Raw genomic sequence first — 17,753 nt, 5'->3', positions numbered from 1 at the left:
AAAGGGATTTCACCCGCGGAGATAATATGAACAAAAATACGCTGATCCTTGTTGTTGAAGATGAAGACGAAATCGCCGATATACTGATGAGCTACTTAGAGCGTTCGGGAATGAAAACGCTCCGAGCCAGACAGGGTGAACAGGCCATAGCGCTCAATCGTCTCCATAAACCGGATCTCATATTGCTGGACATTCACCTGCCCGTATGTGACGGCTGGAGCGTACTTACGACGCTTCGTCAGGAAAGCGTTGTCCCCGTCATCATGGTTTCCGCTCTCGATCAGGATGTCGATAAGCTCATGGGGCTGAGGCTGGGCGCGGATGATTACGTGATCAAACCCTTCAACCCTTCTGAAGTTGTCGCCCGGGTTGAGGCGGTGCTGCGCAGGACAAAACCCGCGCTTCAGCAGGCAGGTTCCCAGCCGCTCAGAACGCCGTTTATTACGGTCTATCCGGATGACTTCTACGTGGAAGTCACCGTGGGAGCAGAGGTTGTCTCCCCGGTATTAACGACGACCGAATTTAAATTGCTCACGTACCTGGTGAGATACCCGCGAAAGGTCTGCTCCCGCGAAGAGCTACTCAACGCGTGTCTGCCGGAAGGGGATACGCTCGACAGAACGGTCGACAGCCATATGAGCAAGTTGCGTAAAAAACTGGAGCTTGCAGGCCTTTACGGTGTTCCTGAGAGCATCAGAGGCATGGGTTACCGGCTTGGGGAAAAGAAATGAACAAAGAGTCTGTCCTGAGTCGTCAAATCTTAACGTATATGCTGTTGCTGACGTTTACGATCATTGCCATCGCCATACTCGGCTCCTGGTTTTTTTACTCCTTTATTCTGGATCATCTCCCGGGCGGCGCTGCTGCGGGCGATGACGAGCAGATGACGATGTGGGACTGGGTATGGATTGGGACCGCGACAACGATCAGTCTGATTATCGCTCTCTTTTTCACGGTCAAACTTTCATCGCGAATACTCACCCCGCTAAACGCGGTAGCGTCCAGCCTGAAAAAGATTTCTCAGGGCGATCTGGACGCCCGGGCATTCTGCACCAGTTCCCGGCTGGGTGAAATCAATCACCTGGTGACGGATTTCAATGAAATGGCGGAAAAATTACAGACGCTGGATATTCAGAGGAAATCCTGGAATGCCGCTATTGCGCATGAGCTGAGAACCCCGGTCACGATCTTACGCGGACGGCTTCAGGGGTTGGTTGACGGCGTTTTCATCCCGGACCCGGTGCTGTTTAATAATCTTCTCAAACAGACGGAAGGGTTAACCCGTCTGATTGAAGATCTGCGGGTTATCAGCTCGGACGGCGGGGCGGGATATACGTTATATCCGTCCCGAACGGATCTCAAAGGGACAATACAGAACGCACTCGATACGTTCATGCCCGAGTTCAGCCGTAAGGCGTTTACCGTCAATACAGACCTGAGGGAGCAGCAATGCGTATTCGATCCATTACGCATCAATCAGTGTCTGACCGTTTTATTTGATAATGCCTTACACTATTCAACCTCGCGGATGCTCATCGTGAAAAATGGCGTTTCTGATAAAGGCAATTATATCCTTATTCAGGACGGGGGGCCGGGCATCCCCAGAGAGTTTCATGATTTCCTGTTTCAGCCCTTTCAGCGCGATAATGGCGCCAGACATGTGAACCCGGAAGGCTGTGGTTTGGGCTTGTCGGTGGTAAAAGCCATCATGCTGGCTCATGGTGGCGATGTTACCTATACCTTATCGACGCAAAACCACTCGATATTTAAGCTCACCTGGCCCGACTCGTGAGCTTCAGCGGCAGGTCAAATGCACCTGCCGGCGATAAATGCCATATTTTTCCTAACTTAGCATCCCATTCCTGCGGGGTAATCGTCAGTTTACCGCGTCTTGGGCTTAAGGTTATTTCGCTGAAATAGATTTCATCTTTTTTTAGCATAAGGTCAACGCGGCAGTAGTCAATTCCNATCCGCCAGCTCCTGGGAGGCCAACAGTGCCTGACGGAACAAGAGCGGTTCGCCAGGCGTTGCTGAAGTATTCGGATATTCCATCCGGAAGGGTTGTAAGTTCCACTGCCTGTCATAAACGTTGATAAACCCTTTGCCGTTATCATCCGTAAAATCTGCTTCTACATAGTGGGCAACGCCATGAAAACAGTGGATCCTCAGCATTTCGGGCGTTGTGCTTCTGTCAGCATCGTCGAAGAGATCGACGAACGGCTCGCAAAGTATACTCGGCGTAATGTTTTTGTACTGCCATTCGCGCGTCGTGTAGTAAAGATTTTTCTTTAACGCGAGGCTCAGCTTTTTACACGCTTCTTTTTCATTAAATTGCGCTTTGTTTGTACATATTATTGTGCTGCCGCTGTCATGGTTGCACTTAAGGACGAATTTATCAGGAAGAACTGAAAAATCAATCTGCGACGGCCGGGTATAAACGCCAATTAATGGCACCGTTTTCACGCGCGTTGTTCTGGAGGAAACGTATGCCCGAACGGCGAGTTTATCGGCAAGCATCGTGTAGAAGTTATTATGGTCATAGATCAGGCGATGACATATTTTTTCACTCAACGTCGTGGGCGAGTTAATGTCAGGGGTTTTACCGGATGTTCTCTTAAGCCTCACGGTATGAAAGTGCAGGTCCGTCATTAAAAATGAACGGCATTTTCTGATGAGATACTCTGTGTATTTTAGAACGTAAGTGGCGGTGTTCATTTCTTCTCCTCCGTAATGTCCGGATATTCTGGAGAAGAACTGTTGATTGATATTGCTTAAAATATGGAGCAGGGATGGAGACGAAAAATTATAGGATTAAATAGCGCACGCAGGCTATTTAATCCTTATTTTAGTGGGGTGATTTGTGTTGAGCGTCGCGCTTAGCGGTCCTTTCTCCACGCATCGGCGGTTAATGCTTCACCGAAATGACCGGCAATCAGCCGTTTTGTCAGCTCATGCAGCGGGGAGGCCATCACATCCGCCGTACTGCCGCGCTCGACCACTTCGCCCTGGTGCATGACCATCACCTGATCGCTGATGTGCTTCATCATTCCCAGATGCTGGGTGACGTAGATATACGAGATCCCCTGTTTTTCCTGCAATTCCAGCATCAGGTTAATCAGCTGTGAGCGCATCGACATATCCAGCGAGGCAAGCGCTTCATCCGCAATGATCACTTTTGGCCGCAAAATCAACGCGCGCGCCAGTCCCAGGCGCTGTTTCTGGCCGGGGGCCAGCATATGCGGGTAGTAGCTTTCGTGATCCGGTAACAGCCCAACCATACGCAGGGTTTCAAATACGCGCTTACGGCGCGCCTCCGGCTCCAGGTCGGTGTTCAGACGCAGCGGAAAATCGAGGATCTGCGAAATACGCTGGCGCGGGTTAAGCGAGGTAGAGGGATCCTGAAAAATCATGCGGATGCGCTGGCTGCGGAAAGAGTAATCGCCGAACGTCAGAGGATGATCGTCAATCAACACTTCGCCTGCAGTCGGTTCAACCATGCCGGCGAGCATTTTCGCCAGGGTGGATTTCCCGGAACCGTTCTCGCCGATGATCGCCAGAGTCTGTTTTTCACGCAGCGTAAAGCTCAGCGGCTTCACCGCGTCGACAGTTTGACGATGAAACAGCCCCGTGCGGTAGCGAAAGGTCTTACTCAGGTTGCGGACTTCCAGTAAGGTTTCGACCATTTCACTCTCTCTCCATGTTCAGCGGGAAATGACAGGCGTATAGATGATTTTTGGCCCCGGTCAGGCGTGGCGTCTCGATACATTTACGCTGAGCGTAGGGGCACCGCGGCCCCAGACGACAGCCTATCGGCAGGGATTCCAGCAGCGGAATCGCCCCCGGCAGGGTATTCAGGCGGCTTTTATGCGGCATCGCGCTGCCAAAATCCGGAATAGCGCGGATTAGCGCCTGCGTATACGGGTGGTGCGGCGCGGTGATCAGGTCTTCACTCGGCGCGGTTTCGACCGTTTGCCCGCAGTACATGACGTCAATTTTATCCGCCCATTTGCTGAGCATTTGCAGGTCATGGCTGATCAGCAAAATGGTGGTGTTGTTATTCTGGTTGAGACGCGACAGCAGGCGGAAGATTTGCGCCTGCGTGGTGGGTTCCATCGCGTTCGTCGGTTCATCCGCAATCAGCAAACGCGGCTGATTTGCCAGCGCGATGGCAATCATCACTTTCTGACATTCGCCGTCGGTCAGCTCATAGGGGAAGCTGCGCATCGCATCTTTGTGATCTTTGATCCCGACGCGGTGTAAAAGCTCGATGGCACGACGCTTGCGCCAGCCAACGCGTTGCCACCAGCGGCCTTTGTAGGTCCAGCCGGGGATGTTCTGCATGAGCTGTTTACCCACGCGTTCGGACGGGTCGAGACAGGACTGCGGCTCCTGGAAAATCATTGAGACGTTATGCCCGACCAGCTTACGCCGCTCGCGGGGGGAAAGGCGCAGCAGATCGATATCGTCAAAACGCATACGGTCTGCCGTCACGCGCCAGTTGTCTTTCGCCACGCCGCAGATAGCTTTGGCAATCAGGCTTTTTCCCGAGCCGGATTCCCCCACCAGCCCGCGTATTTCACCCTCCGCAAGGGTGATGCTGATGCGATCGACGGCTTTAACCCAGCCTTCACCGGTTTTGAATTCGATGGTGAGGTTGCGAATATCAAGAAGCGGCATTATTGCACCCCCGCGTTAATTGCACGGCGAATACCGTCGCCCAGCAGGTTGATAAGCAGCACGCTCACCATAATGGCCGCCCCCGGCAGCATGACCGTCCACGGTGCCACGTAGATCAACTCCAGCGCGTCGCCGAGCATCGCACCCCATTCGGGCGACGGCAGCTGTGCACCGAGGTCGAGAAAGCCGAGCGCCGCGATGTCCAGGATCGCCATCGACAGAGCGCGGGTGATCTCGGTGACCAGCCCGGCGGCGATGTTGGGCAGCACGGCAAACCACAGAATGTTAAAGGTTGTCGCGCCGTCCAGACGCGCGGCAACGACGTACTCTTTTTCCAATTCATCATGCACCATGCTGTAAACCGAGCGCACGATGCGGGGCAGGATAGCCAGCCAGACGGCGAACATGGCATGCGACAGGTGCGGACCGGCAAAGGCAACAACGATGATCGCCAGCAGCAGGGATGGAATCGACAGCAGCGTATCCAGAATGTGGTTAAGGACCGCCGAACGCAGGCCATGGGTGGATCCCGCAAAAATACCGAGCGCCAGCCCGCAGATCGTTGCCGCGAGCGTTACCACAAATGCGCCGCCCACCGTCGGGGCTGCACCGCTCAGCAGGCGGCTCAACACGTCACGTCCGAGGTCGTCCGTTCCCAGGAAGAAAGAGACTTCACCGTAGCGCGACCAGGACGGCGGCAGCAGCTGATAGCCAAGGAACTGCTGGTCGATGCCGTACGGCGCAAACCACGAGCCAAAGACGCAAAGCAACACCAGGCCGGCGCAGCCGTAAAGGCCGATCATCGCCGTGGTGTCACCATAGAATTTACGCCACACGGTACGCAGCACGCCAGGCGTGCGCTTTTCACTGTATACGCTATCGTAAGGCATACCATTCCTTATGCTTCAATGGGTTAGCCATGGCACCCAGAATATCGGACAACACGTTAACAATAATCACCAGCGAACCAATCACCATCACGCCCGCAGAAATCGCGGCGTAGTCCTGCTGGCGGATGGCGTTAATCAGCCATCGCCCCAGGCCAGGCCAGCTAAAGACCATCTCGGTGATCATGGCCAGCGTCAGCATGGTGGAAAACTGTAACCCCAGACGCGGAATAACCGGCGGCAGCGCGTTGTGCAGGACGTTGCGGCGCAGTATGGTCAGGCGGGACAACCCGCGCGTGGCGGCGGCTTTGACGTAGTTCTGGTCAAATACCTCAATGGTGCTCAGGCGCATCAGGCGGATCACTTCGGTTGTTGGCGCAACCGCCAGCGTCAGCACCGGCAATACCATATGGCGCACGGCGCTGACGATCATCTCATGGCGCCACACCGAATCGGACAGCCACGCGTCGATGATGGCAAAACCCGTCACCGTTTTAACCGTATAGAGCAGGTCAAAGCGACCCGAAACCGGCAGCCAGCCCATCGTCAGCGAGAAGAACAGCGTCAGCAGCAGCGCCAGCCAGAATACCGGGATGGAGAAGCCTAACAGGGCGAGGGCGCTGATAAACTTATCCTGCCATTTGTTGCGATAGATCCCGGCCAGCATACCCACCGGGATACCGACCATCAGGGCAAAGCCGAAGGCCAGAATGCACAGCTCCATCGTGGCCGGGAAAACCTCTTTCAACTGCTCGGAAATCAGCTGGCCGTTAATGCTGGACACGCCGAAATCCCAGTGCAGCAGCCCGTTAAACCAGAACAGCCAGGCATCCCACAGCGACGACCCCTGGAGCGGGGCGTGGGGCGTGAAATAGCTCAGGCTGAAGCCGACAAAGTTCAGGAAAAAGAGCGTCACCAGCAGCAAAAGGAGCCGACGTAAGGTAAAAATAATCATGGTTTTTTCACCTCTTGTTCTTTTTCTCTCGACACGCCTGCAAACGAGGCGTTGCCGAACGGACTCAGCACCAGACCTTTAATATCATAACGATAGGCCTGAAGACGCAGGGAAGAGGCCAGCGGCAGCACCGGCAGTTCCTGGGCAAGGATCTTCTGCGCTTCATCATAGGCGTCGATGCGTGAGGCCAGCTGCTGGGAAGCCAGCGCTTTTTGCAGCACGGCGTCAAACTCCCGGTTACACCAGTGGGCGTAGTTGGTCTGCGAATTAATCGCCGCACAGCTTAGCAGCGGCCTGAAGAAACTGTCCGGATCGTTACTGTCGGTCGCCCAGCCGGTCAGGGTTAAATCATGATTCATGTCCATCAGGCGCGCCTCCTGGAAACGGCCCTCAACCGGTACGATGATCACTTTGACGCCCACCTGCGCCATATCTGCCTGCAGCAGTTCGGCGGTCTTGAGCGGGCTCGGGTTCCACGCCTGAGAGCTGGTTGGCACCCAAAGCTGCAGCGTGAGGTTTTCCGCCCCCAGCGCCTTCAGCTGTTCACGTGCTTTTGCCGGATTGTATTCCGTAATTTTAGCTTCACCGTCATAGGCCCACGAGGCGCGCGGTAAAATTGAGGCGGCGGTTTCCGCCGTGCCGTAGTAGATCGACTGCATTAAACGCTGGTTGTTAATCGCCAGCGCCAGAGCGTGACGTACGGCAGGGTTATTCAACGGCGGCTTATCCGTGTTAAAGGCGAGATAAGCGATATTCATTCCGGGGCGTAACGTCAGGCGCAGGCGCGGATCGTCGCGCAAAATGGTGAGCTGGCTGGCCGCGGGCCAGGCGAGCACGTCGCATTCACCCGTGAGCAGTTTTGACAGACGTCCTGTCCCGCCAGAGCCGAGATCCACTACCACCTGCGGCATCAGCGGGGTACCGCGCCAGAAATGCTCATGGCGCTGCAGGCGAATATACTGCCCGGCGCGGTATTCGGCCAGCTGGAACGGACCGGTGCCGACCGGCTGACGATCGAGTAACTCCTGACGATCTTTTTTCGTCAGGTTCGCCGCGTATTCAGCGGACATGACCGACGCATAGTGGGTTGCCAGGTGCCAGAGGAAGGAGGCATCCGGGCGCGTCAGCGTAAATTCAACCGTCCGGTTATCCAGCTTGCGCACGCTCTTGACGGTGTCGGCAAACTGCAGGCTGTCGAAATAGGGGAAGTTGCTGCCGTTAACGTTATGCCACGGATGGTTGCGGTTAAAGATGCGCTGGAAGGTGAAGACCACGTCATCCGCATTCAGCTTGCGCGTGGGGGTAAACCACGGCGTGCGTTGAAACGCGACGTCATCGCGCAGGTGAAAACGGTAGGTTGCGCCGTTATCCAGCACTTCCCAGCTTTCCGCCAGCTCAGGCACCAGACGGTAGGTGTATGGGTCAACATCAAGCAGACGGTCGTAAAGCTGTGCGGCCAGGGTATCCACGATCAGGCCGCTGCCCGCTTTTTGCGGGTTGAAGGTGTCCACCTGGCCGCTTACGCAATAGACAAAGCCGCTGTCACGAATGTCAGGCTGGAGAGTTTGCCCGGGCGCGGCAAAGGCCTGGCTGCTAAACAGACCGAGTGCAAAAAAGGACGATAAAACCAGACGCATAATTTTTAAGGTTTTTAGGTTCGATCTGCAAAGTGTATCGCACTTACGCCTGCTTCGTAAAAATGTCTGCAGGTAAGTGCTGATATTGTCAGCGCATTTGATGCTTTTTGAGCAATGCCCTCAATTGATGGTAGGTCAGACCAAGCAGTTCAGCCGCCCGTTTCTGGTTATATTTCGCCGTCTTCAGGCTTTGCTCCAGCAGCTGTTTCTCCTGATCGTTTTGAAACTGGCGTAAATCAAGGGGGAGGGTAGGAACATCGCCTGAAGACGCTGGTGCGGACAGTGGCGCTGCGCTGCGCTGAAAAGGATCGATAATGATGTTGTCCAGCTCCGTCTCGCTGCTGCCGTGGCGATAGACGGAACGCTCCACGACGTTTTTCAGTTCGCGGATATTTCCCGGCCAGTGGTAAGCCAGCAGCGTCTCCTGCGCATAATCGCTGAAGCCTGGGAACAGCGGCAGGCCGAGCTCGCGGCACATCTGAATCGCAAACTGATCTGCCAGCAGCATGATGTCGCTTCTGCGCTCGCGCAGGGGAGGAAGCTGAACGACGTCAAAGGCCAGGCGGTCAAGCAGGTCGGCACGGAATTTCTCCTCCGCCACCATCTCCGGCAGGTTGGCGTTCGTGGCGCACACCAGGCGCACGTTAACCTGCAGCGGCTGGCTACCGCCGACGCGCTCCAGCTCGCCGTACTCAATCACGCGCAGCAGTTTTTCCTGCACCAGCATGGGCGCGGTGGCCAGCTCATCCAGAAATAGCGTACCGCCGTCAGCGCGCTCAAAGCGTCCGGGATGGCGTTTCTGGGCACCGGTAAACGCGCCCGCTTCATGGCCGAAAAGCTCGGTGTCGAGCAGGTTTTCATTCAGCGCCGCGCAGTTAAGGGAAATGAAGGGGCCATCCCAGCGCCCGGAGAGGTAATGCAGACGGTTGGCTATCAGCTCTTTCCCCGTTCCGCGTTCACCGATGATCAGCACCGGTTTATTGAGCGGCGCGAGGCGAGAGACCTGTTCCAGCACTTCGAGAAAGCTGTTTGCTTCGCCGAGTAAATTGTCTTTGTATCCGGGCATGATGAAATTAACCACTCCTTAGCGATATTCACCAGGGAAGAATAGTTCTTCATCGCGCAAAAATCAATCAGACTCTGGAAAATCAATAAGATAAAAACCTGGCATGATGTTTGTATTATCAGTACAGCAGGGCATAGCCCGATAACAGAACTATGAGGATTTGATTATGGGTATTTTTTCTCGTTTTGCCGACATCGTGAACGCCAACATCAACTCACTGCTTGAGAAAGCGGAAGATCCGCAGAAGCTGGTACGTCTGATGATTCAGGAGATGGAAGACACGCTGGTTGAAGTGCGTTCAACCTCCGCCCGCGCGCTGGCGGAGAAAAAACAGCTTACGCGTCGTATTGAACAGGCAACCGCACAGCTGAACGAATGGCAGGAAAAAGCGGAACTGGCGCTGCGTAAAGACAAAGAGGATCTGGCCCGTGCGGCGCTGATCGAAAAACAGAAGCTGGCCGAAATGGTCGCGACGCTCGAGCATGAAGTCACGCTGGTGGATGACACGCTCACCCGTATGAAGAAAGAGATTGGTGAGCTTGAAAATAAACTTAACGAAACCCGCGCGCGTCAGCAGGCGCTGACCCTGCGTCACCAGGCGGCAAGCTCTTCCCGCGACGTGCGTCGTCAGCTGGACAGCGGTAAGCTTGATGAAGCGATGGCGCGTTTTGAATCGTTTGAACGTCGTATCGACCACATGGAAGCGGAAGCTGAAAGCCACGGCATCGGTAAGCAGAAGTCGCTGGATCAACAGTTCGCCGATCTGAAGGCTGATGATGAAATCAGCGAGCAGCTGGCGGCACTGAAAGCCAAAATGAAGCAAGACAACCAATAATAATTCCTGCGGCACCTGAGCGTGCCGCCTCATAAGACAAGGAGTACACATGAGCGCGCTTTTTCTGGCCATTCCCCTGACAATTTTCGTGCTGTTCGTTTTGCCGATTTGGCTATGGCTGCACTACAGCAACCGTTCTTCTCGGGGCGAACTCTCCCAGAGTGAACAACAGCGTCTGGTGCAGCTCTCCGACGAGGCGAACAAAATGCGCGAGCGCATTCAGGCGCTGGAAGCCATCCTGGATGCTGAGCATCCAAACTGGAGGGACCGTTAATGTCTGGACTGAATCTGAACAAAAAGCTGTGGCGAATTCCACAGCAGGGCATGGTGCGCGGCGTTTGTGCCGGGCTGGCTCACTATCTTGATGTTCCGGTAAAACTGGTCCGCGTGGTCGCGGTGCTATCGATCTTCTTTGGCCTGGCGTTTATTACCCTGGTGGCATACATCGTCCTGTCGTTTGTCCTTGACCCAATGCCGGACGGAGAACTGGCAGCGGAGGGAGCCCCGACAAGCAGCGATCTTCTCAATGCCGTTGATGAGCAACTCGCCGCCGGTGAGAAGCGGCTACGGGAAATGGAACGCTATGTCACGTCGGATACCTTTACGCTGAGAAGTCGCTTTCGTCAGCTTTAAGAGAGAGATGAGATGAAACAACACTGGCAACAGGCCGGTCAGAAGGTAAAACCCGGCCTGAAAATCGCAGGTAAACTGGTCCTGCTGACCGCGTTACGGTTCGGCCCGGCAGGTGTGGCGGGTTGGGCAATTAAATCCGTTGCCCGCAAACCGGTCAGAATGGTGCTGGCCGTGGCGCTCGAACCGCTGCTGCAAAAGGTGGCAAAACGGCTTTCTCGCCGCTACTTATCCCAATAATTCCCGCTGGCGTTAGCCCTTTCCCTGACGGGGGAGGGACTGGCGACGGTTAACCGCATTTCCTCTTTTCCCCGTTCTTTCTTTGCGGCAGCTCACAATATTTCGCCGAGCTGCTTTGCAATCATCTTTTTCTCTTTCCTGGTCCGTTGACAGATATTTTTCATGGGAGTAGATTGCCACTTCGTGGGACCGCTACCATGGAAAATGAAATGAATCGAAAAATTAAAGAGATTATTAATTTTGTTTACGGGGAAACGTTTTCTGACGCCCATCTTAATGTGCTGCTGGAAAATATTGGAAATGCCGCTTCTGTTATTACGGAAAAACGTAAAACGGGTTGGGATGAAAAAGACGTTGTCCTGATTACCTATGCCGATCAGTTTTCAGCGAAAGGGGAGAAGGCGCTACCGGTTTTTACACGTTTTTATAACAGGTGGCTTGATCACTCTTTTTCTCATGTCCATCTCTTGCCTTTTTATCCATGGTCTTCGGACGACGGATTTTCTGTTATCGATTATCACGAGGTTGCACCGGAAACCGGAACGTGGCGAGACGTTTTCGAATTAAAACAGTCAGCCAGTTTAATGTTCGATTTCGTATGTAACCATATGTCGGCCAAAAGCAAATGGTTCGCTAATTACCTGAAGCAAATGCCAGGATATGAAGATTTCTTTATTTCTGTCGATCCTGAAACAGACTTATCCGCGGTGACGCGTCCGCGTGCCTTACCGCTTCTTACGCCTTTCACGCTGCATGATGGCAGCGTGCGACACCTGTGGACCACCTTCAGCGAGGACCAGGTCGATCTCAATTTCGCCTCTCCGCAGGTGCTGATCGCGATGGTCGACGTGCTGCTGCATTACCTGATTGAAGGGGCGCGATACATTCGTCTGGATGCGGTCGGATTCATGTGGAAAATACCCGGAACAAACTGCATCCACCTTGAGCAAACCCATCAGCTCATCCAGTTTTTCCGCGCCATTACCGAGGCTGTCGCCCCTGGAACGGTGATTATTACCGAGACGAACGTTCCGCATAAAGATAACGTTGCTTACTTTGGTGACGGTGAAAATGAAGCGCAGATGGTGTATCAGTTCTCATTGCCTCCGCTGGTGCTGCATGCGGTACATTCTCAGGACGTCCGGACGCTGAGCCAGTGGGCAGCGTCGCTGACGTTGCCTTCCACGAAAACCACCTGGTTTAACTTCCTGGCCTCGCATGACGGGATTGGTCTGAATCCATTACGCGGAATTTTACCCGAGTCGGAAATCCTCTCGCTTGTGGAAAAACTTCAGGCTGAAGGCGCGTTGGTTAACTGGAAAAATAACCCAGATGGCACACGCAGCCCTTATGAAATTAATGTGACCTATCTGGATGCTTTAAGTCCGCGTGACGGTCTTGATAGCCAACGGATTGCCCGGTTTATTCTGGCGCATGCCGTCCTTTTAAGCTTCCCCGGCGTGCCCGCGGTTTATATCCAGAGCATTCTCGGTTCCCGTAATGATTATGCAAGTGTTGAACGCCTGGGATACAACCGTGCGATTAATCGTGAGAAATACACTGCAGGACAAATTGATGGCGAGCTTGAAGATAAAAATAGCCTACGCTCTCAGGTCTATCGCTCGTTAAGCCAGTTAATTGCGCTGCGTCGGGCGGAAAAGGCATTCCATCCTGACAGCGAGGCTTATTTCAGTGTGCCAGGTGAACATGTTTTAAAAATCGTTCGCGTGGCGGATTGTGGTGAGAAAGTAACGGCGCTGTTTAATTTCAGTGACGGCATTCAAACGGTGGAATCCGATATTCATTCCGGAACGGAGTTGATTTCCGGGAAAGATATTACGGATAAAACGCTGACCCTATATCCATGGCAGGTGTTGTGGATTAAAGAAAACTAAAAAGGACCTTAAAAATGAAAATGCCCAGAATTGTGCTGATATCAGCACTGGTTTCGTGCGCCTTGTTATCAGGGTGCAAGGACGACAAAAAGTCTGCTGTCACCATTGAGTTTATGCACTCGTCAGTTGAGCAGGAGCGCCAGGCGGTTATCACGAAGCTTATCGAAAAGTTCGAGAAAGAGAACCCCGGCATCACGGTGAAACAGGTGCCGGTAGAAGAGGATGCTTACAACACCAAGGTCATTACGCTCGCCAGAACGGGCGCGCTGCCAGAGGTGATTGAAGTCAGCCATGACTACGCGAAAGTTATGGACAAGGAACAGCTGCTGGATCGCAAAGCCATCGCCGAAGCCATTAACGCGGTAGGCAAGGATACCTTCTATGACGGCATCTTGCGCGTGGTTCGTACGGAAGACGGTTCTGCCTGGACGGGGGTGCCAGTCAGCGCCTGGCTATCGGGCGTCTGGTATCACAAAGATGCGCTGGCTGCGGCGGGTATTCAGGAGCCGCATAACTGGGAACAGCTGCTGAAAGCCAGCCAGAGCCTTAACGACCCGGCCAAAAAGCATTACGGCATTGCGCTGCCCACCGCGGAAAGCGTGATGACGGAGCAGGCATTCTCCCAGTTTGCGCTTTCCGGCGGCGCGAACGTTTTTGATGCCAAAGGGAACGTCGACATCGATACCCCTGAAATGGCAAAAGCTCTGGCGTTTTACAAAGATCTGGCCGCGACCACCATGCCGGGTTCAAACGACGTCATGGAGATCAAAGATGCCTTCATGAACGGTTCTGCGCCGATGGCGGTTTACTCCACCTACATCCTGCCGGCGGTATTCCAGGACGGAAACCCTGCAAACCTGGGCTTCGTCGTCCCAACTGAAACCTCTTCTGCTGTTTACGGCATGGTCACGTCGCTGACGATTACCACCGGTCAAACCGAAGATGAGACTCAGGCGGCTGAAAAGTTTGTGACCTGGATGGAGCAGGCTCAAAACGCAACCGACTGGGTCATGATGTCGCCCGGCGCGGCACTGCCGGTGAACAAGCTGGTGGTGGGCACCGATACCTGGAAAAACAACGATGTGATTAAAGCGTTTGGGCAACTGCCTTACGAACTGATTGCGCAGTTCCCGAATGTGCAGGTGTTTGGCGCGGTGGGGGACAAAAACTTCACGCGCATGGGCGATGTTACCGGGTCCGGCATCATCAGTTCCATGGTGCATAACGTCACGGTGGGGAAAAAAGATCTCAGCAACACGCTTAGTAACAGCCAGAAGCGTCTGACCGATCTGATTTCACAACGATAGGAGCGCTCTGCGGAAGGAAATTATGAAGACGTTGTTTTCTGGTCGTTCAGATATGCCTTTCGCCATGCTGCTGTTGGCCCCCAGCCTGATTTTGCTGGGGGGCCTGGTGGCCTGGCCAATGATTTCCAATATTGAAATCAGTTTCTTACGTCTGCCGCTCAACCCGCGTATTGATGCGGTGTTCGTCGGGCTGGATAACTACATCCGCATCCTGGGGGATGCTGCGTTCTGGCACTCGCTGTGGATGACGTTCTGGTACACCGCGCTGGTGGTGATCGGCAGCACGGGGTTGGGGCTGGCGGTTGCGATCTTCTTTAACCGTGAATTCCGTCTGCGGAAAACGGCACGTTCACTGGTGATTTTGTCCTACGTCACCCCGTCCATTTCGCTGGTGTTTGCGTGGAAATACATGTTCAACAACGGCTACGGCATTGTGAACTATCTGGGCGTTGACCTGCTGCATCTGTATGACCAGGCACCCCTGTGGTTCGACAATCCTGGCAGCAGCTTTGTGCTGGTGGTGTTGTTCGCCATCTGGCGCTACTTCCCGTACGCGTTCATTTCGTTCCTCGCGATTTTGCAGACCATTGATAAGTCGCTGTATGAAGCGGCGGAAATGGACGGCGCGAATGCCTGGCAGCGTTTTCGAATCGTTACGCTGCCCGCGATTATGCCAGTGCTGGCAACGGTGGTGACGCTCCGCACTATCTGGATGTTCTACATGTTTGCGGATGTCTACCTGTTGACGACCAAGGTCGATATTTTGGGCGTCTACCTATACAAAACGGCATTCGCTTTCAACGATTTGGGTAAGGCTGCGGCGATATCCGTTGTGCTGTTCGTGATCATCTTCGCGGTGATTCTGCTGACCAGAAAAAGGGTAAACCTCAATGGCAACAAATAAACGCGTACTGAGCCGTATTGGTTTCTACCTCGGTCTGGCGGTGTTCCTGGTCATTACGCTATTCCCGTTCTTCGTGATGCTGATGACGTCATTCAAAAGCGCGAAAGAGGCGATATCGCTTAACCCGACCATTTTGCCGCAGGCGTGGACGCTGCAGCATTACGTCGACATCTTTAACCCACTGATTTTCCCGTTCGTGGACTATTTCAAAAACAGCATGGTGGTGTCGCTGACCTCCTCGGTGATTGCCGTATTTCTCGGCACGCTGGGGGCTTACGCCTTGTCCAAACTGCGTTTTAAGGGCCGCACGACGATCAACGTGAGCTTTTACACCGTTTACATGTTCTCCGGGATCTTGCTGGTGGTACCGCTGTTCAAAATCATCACTGCCCTTGGGATCTACGACACCGAGCTGGCGCTGATTATCACCATGGTGACGCAGACGTTACCGACAGCGGTGTTCATGCTGCGCAGCTATTTCGACACCATCCCGGACGAAATCGAAGAAGCCGCGATGATGGACGGCCTCAACCGCCTGCAAATCATCTTTCGCATCACCGTGCCGCTGGCGATTTCCGGGCTTGTATCGGTGTTTGTCTACTGCTTCATGGTGGCGTGGAACGACTACCTGTTTGCGTCCATTTTCCTGTCCAGCGCCAGCCATTTCACCTTGCCGGTCGGGCTGAACACGCTCTTTAGCACGCCAGATTATATCTGGGGTCGCATGATGGCGGCATCGCTGGTGACGGCGCTTCCGGTGGTCATCATGTACGCCCTGTCTGAACGTTTTATTAAAAGTGGTTTGACCGCCGGCGGCGTGAAGGGCTGAGGCGGCCAATTTTAACAAGGAGTCAGTCATGAAAAAATTAGTTGCGACAGCGCCTCGTGTAGCGGCGCTGGTGGAATATGAAGATCGTCCGGTTGCGGTCCATGAAGTGAAAATTCGCGCCCGCTTTGGCGCGCCGAAACATGGTACCGAAGTGGTGGATTTCCGCGCCGCCAGTCCGTTTATCGATGAGGAGTTCAACGCGGAGTGGCAGATGTTTACCCCGCGTGAAGAGGGGACGGCCCGCGGGATCGAATTCGGTAAGTTCCAACTGGGCAATATGGTGGTTGGCGACATTACTGAATGTGGTGCAGACGTCACGGAATACCAGATCGGCGACAGCGTCTGCTGCTACGCACCGCTGCAGGAAACGGTGATCGTTAACGCGGTGAATAACTACAAGCTGCGCAAAATGCCGCAGGGTGCCTCCTGGAAAAACGCCGTTTGCTACGATCCGGCGCAGTTCGCCATGAGCGGCGTGCGTGATGCCAACGTGCGGGTCGGCGATTTTGTGGTTGTGGTGGGGCTGGGTGCGATTGGGCAGATTGCGATCCAGCTGGCCAAAAAAGCCGGTGCGTCAATTGTCATCGGCGTCGACCCTATCGAACACCGCTGTGACATCGCCCGTCGTCATGGGGCAGACCACTGTCTGAACCCAATCGGCACAGATGTCGGTCTGGAAATCAAAAAGCTGACCGGGAAGCAGGGCGCGGATGTGATCATCGAAACCAGCGGCTTTGCAGATGCGCTGCAGTCCGCGCTGCGCGGGCTGGCCTATGGCGGCACCATCTCCTACGTAGCCTTCGCGAAACCGTTCGCGGAAGGTTTTAACCTTGGCCGCGAGGCGCATTTCAATAACGCGAAGATTGTCTTCTCCCGTGCCTGCAGCGAACCCAATCCGGATTACCCGCGCTGGAACCGCAAACGTATTGAAGAGACCTGCTGGGAACTGCTGATGAACGGCTATCTGAATTGTGAAGATCTCATCGACCCGGTCGTCACCTTCACCACCAGCCCGGAAAGCTACATGAAGTATGTCGATCAGCATCCGGAACTGAGCATCAAAATGGGCGTCACTTTTTAAGCTAAGGAAAGCAAAACATGAAAATCGCAACACAAAATCAGGCCTTTTTCCCGGTCAATATCATGGAGAAATTCCAGTACATCAAAGCGATGGGTTTTGATGGTTATGAAATTGACGGCAAGCTGCTGGTGGAGAATCTCGCCGAGGTAAAAGCGGCGATTAAGGCCACCGGCCTGCCGGTGACGACGGCCTGTGGCGGATACGATGGCTGGATCGGCGACTTCATCGAAGAACGTCGTCTGAACGGGTTAAAGCAGATTGAACGCATTCTGGAAGCGCTGGCTGAAGTGGGCGGCAAGGGCATTATCGTGCCTGCTGCCTGGGGAATGTTTACCTTCCGTCTGCCGCCAATGACCTCCCCACGCAGCCTGGACGGTGACCGCAAAGCCGTAAGCGCCTCCCTGCGCTGGCTGGATGAGGTGGCGGCGCGCACCGGAACAACCGTCTACCTGGAGCCGCTGAACCGCTATCAGGATCACATGATCAACACCCTGGCTGACGCGCGTCGCTATATCGAAGAGAACGGCCTGAAGCACGTGCAGATCATCGGCGATTTCTATCATATGAACATCGAAGAAGACTCGCTGACGGATGCGCTGCATCAGAACCGCGATCTGCTTGGCCATGTGCACATCGCAGATAACCACCGCTACCAGCCGGGCAGCGGCAGCCTCGATTTTGCCAGCCTTTTCGATCGGCTGCGTGCGGATAACTACCGGGGTTACGTGGTGTATGAGTGCCGTGTTCGCGCCGAGGATCCGGCTAAGGCATACCGGGACTCGCTCACTTACTTGCGTAAATGCTAAGGAT

The 17,753-nt window shown here is 54.2% G+C and carries 18 protein-coding genes and 1 pseudogene; 12 read left to right on the top strand and 7 right to left on the bottom strand.

Annotated elements, in window-relative coordinates; genetic code table 11:
• Positions 1-26 precede the first annotated feature (26 nt).
• Complete coding sequence (locus LA04_RS07845) at positions 27-731, top strand: response regulator (RefSeq protein ID WP_047651105.1); 705 nt, start codon at positions 27-29, stop codon at positions 729-731.
• Positions 728-1,792, top strand: coding sequence for an ATP-binding protein (locus tag LA04_RS07840; protein ID WP_047651104.1), 1,065 nt, complete (start codon positions 728-730; stop codon positions 1,790-1,792). The genes LA04_RS07845 and LA04_RS07840 overlap by 4 nt, the downstream gene beginning before the upstream one ends.
• Here LA04_RS07840 and LA04_RS07835 read toward each other — a convergent pair.
• The 7 genes and pseudogenes from LA04_RS07835 to pspF form a co-directional block, all read right to left on the bottom strand.
• Positions 1,773-2,715 (bottom strand): annotated as a pseudogene (locus tag LA04_RS07835) (ATP-grasp fold amidoligase family protein). The gene LA04_RS07840 and the pseudogene LA04_RS07835 sit on opposite strands and share 20 nt — an antisense overlap.
• A gap of 161 nt (positions 2,716-2,876) precedes the next feature.
• Complete coding sequence (gene sapF, locus LA04_RS07830) at positions 2,877-3,683, bottom strand: putrescine export ABC transporter ATP-binding protein SapF (protein WP_023312051.1); 807 nt, start codon at positions 3,681-3,683, stop codon at positions 2,877-2,879.
• A 1-nt stretch (position 3,684) separates the two neighbouring features.
• Positions 3,685-4,677, bottom strand: coding sequence for a putrescine export ABC transporter ATP-binding protein SapD (sapD, locus tag LA04_RS07825; protein WP_008501228.1), 993 nt, complete (start codon positions 4,675-4,677; stop codon positions 3,685-3,687).
• Positions 4,677-5,567 (bottom strand): putrescine export ABC transporter permease SapC, encoded by an 891-nt coding sequence (gene sapC, locus LA04_RS07820; protein WP_032656751.1) that lies wholly within the window; start codon positions 5,565-5,567, stop codon positions 4,677-4,679. The genes sapD and sapC overlap by 1 nt, the downstream gene beginning before the upstream one ends.
• Positions 5,554-6,519 carry a putrescine export ABC transporter permease SapB gene (gene sapB / locus LA04_RS07815; RefSeq protein WP_047651103.1) on the bottom strand — a complete coding sequence of 322 codons (966 nt, stop codon included), beginning with the start codon at positions 6,517-6,519 and terminating at the stop codon, positions 5,554-5,556. Before sapB ends, sapC begins: the two co-directional genes overlap by 14 nt.
• Positions 6,516-8,156: an ABC transporter substrate-binding protein SapA gene (gene sapA, locus LA04_RS07810; protein WP_047651102.1), complete on the bottom strand. Its 1,641-nt coding sequence runs from the start codon at positions 8,154-8,156 to the stop codon at positions 6,516-6,518. Before sapA ends, sapB begins: the two co-directional genes overlap by 4 nt.
• 88 nt (positions 8,157-8,244) lie before the next feature.
• Positions 8,245-9,222: a phage shock protein operon transcriptional activator gene (pspF, locus tag LA04_RS07805; protein WP_047651101.1), complete on the bottom strand. Its 978-nt coding sequence runs from the start codon at positions 9,220-9,222 to the stop codon at positions 8,245-8,247.
• Positions 9,223-9,388: 166 nt separating this feature from the next.
• On the opposite strand from pspF, the gene pspA reads away from it, so the two are divergent.
• From pspA to LA04_RS07755, 10 genes are all read left to right on the top strand, one after another.
• Positions 9,389-10,057 (top strand): phage shock protein PspA, encoded by a 669-nt coding sequence (pspA, locus tag LA04_RS07800; RefSeq protein ID WP_047651100.1) that lies wholly within the window; start codon positions 9,389-9,391, stop codon positions 10,055-10,057.
• Between the two features lie 49 nt (positions 10,058-10,106).
• A complete protein-coding gene (pspB, locus tag LA04_RS07795) occupies positions 10,107-10,331 on the top strand; it encodes an envelope stress response membrane protein PspB (protein ID WP_023312045.1) in 225 nt (74 codons plus the stop codon).
• Positions 10,331-10,690: an envelope stress response membrane protein PspC gene (gene pspC, locus LA04_RS07790; RefSeq protein ID WP_047651099.1), complete on the top strand. Its 360-nt coding sequence runs from the start codon at positions 10,331-10,333 to the stop codon at positions 10,688-10,690. Before pspB ends, pspC begins: the two co-directional genes overlap by 1 nt.
• 12 nt (positions 10,691-10,702) lie before the next feature.
• Positions 10,703-10,927 carry a phage shock protein PspD gene (pspD, locus tag LA04_RS07785; protein ID WP_023312043.1) on the top strand — a complete coding sequence of 75 codons (225 nt, stop codon included), beginning with the start codon at positions 10,703-10,705 and terminating at the stop codon, positions 10,925-10,927.
• A gap of 197 nt (positions 10,928-11,124) precedes the next feature.
• Positions 11,125-12,822, top strand: coding sequence for a sugar phosphorylase (locus LA04_RS07780; protein WP_047651098.1), 1,698 nt, complete (start codon positions 11,125-11,127; stop codon positions 12,820-12,822).
• A 14-nt stretch (positions 12,823-12,836) separates the two neighbouring features.
• The gene (locus tag LA04_RS07775; RefSeq protein ID WP_047651097.1) at positions 12,837-14,129 is read left to right on the top strand and encodes an ABC transporter substrate-binding protein; all 1,293 of its coding nucleotides are present in this window, start codon (positions 12,837-12,839) and stop codon (positions 14,127-14,129) included.
• 22 nt (positions 14,130-14,151) lie between these two features.
• A complete protein-coding gene (locus LA04_RS07770) occupies positions 14,152-15,033 on the top strand; it encodes a carbohydrate ABC transporter permease (protein WP_029740504.1) in 882 nt (293 codons plus the stop codon).
• On the top strand, positions 15,020-15,862 hold the full coding sequence (locus LA04_RS07765; RefSeq protein WP_047651096.1) for a carbohydrate ABC transporter permease: 843 nt from the start codon (positions 15,020-15,022) through the stop codon (positions 15,860-15,862). The genes LA04_RS07770 and LA04_RS07765 overlap by 14 nt, the downstream gene beginning before the upstream one ends.
• A gap of 28 nt (positions 15,863-15,890) precedes the next feature.
• The gene (locus LA04_RS07760; RefSeq protein WP_047651095.1) at positions 15,891-16,943 is read left to right on the top strand and encodes a zinc-dependent alcohol dehydrogenase; all 1,053 of its coding nucleotides are present in this window, start codon (positions 15,891-15,893) and stop codon (positions 16,941-16,943) included.
• Between the two features lie 17 nt (positions 16,944-16,960).
• On the top strand, positions 16,961-17,749 hold the full coding sequence (locus LA04_RS07755; protein ID WP_047651094.1) for a sugar phosphate isomerase/epimerase family protein: 789 nt from the start codon (positions 16,961-16,963) through the stop codon (positions 17,747-17,749).
• Positions 17,750-17,753: the final 4 nt, after the last annotated feature.

Origin of the sequence: Enterobacter sp. UCD-UG_FMILLET (genome assembly GCF_000762975.1) — a bacterium.
In the GTDB taxonomy this organism is placed as follows: domain Bacteria; phylum Pseudomonadota; class Gammaproteobacteria; order Enterobacterales; family Enterobacteriaceae; genus Enterobacter; species Enterobacter dykesii.
This window is presented reverse-complemented; position numbering and strand designations above follow the sequence as displayed.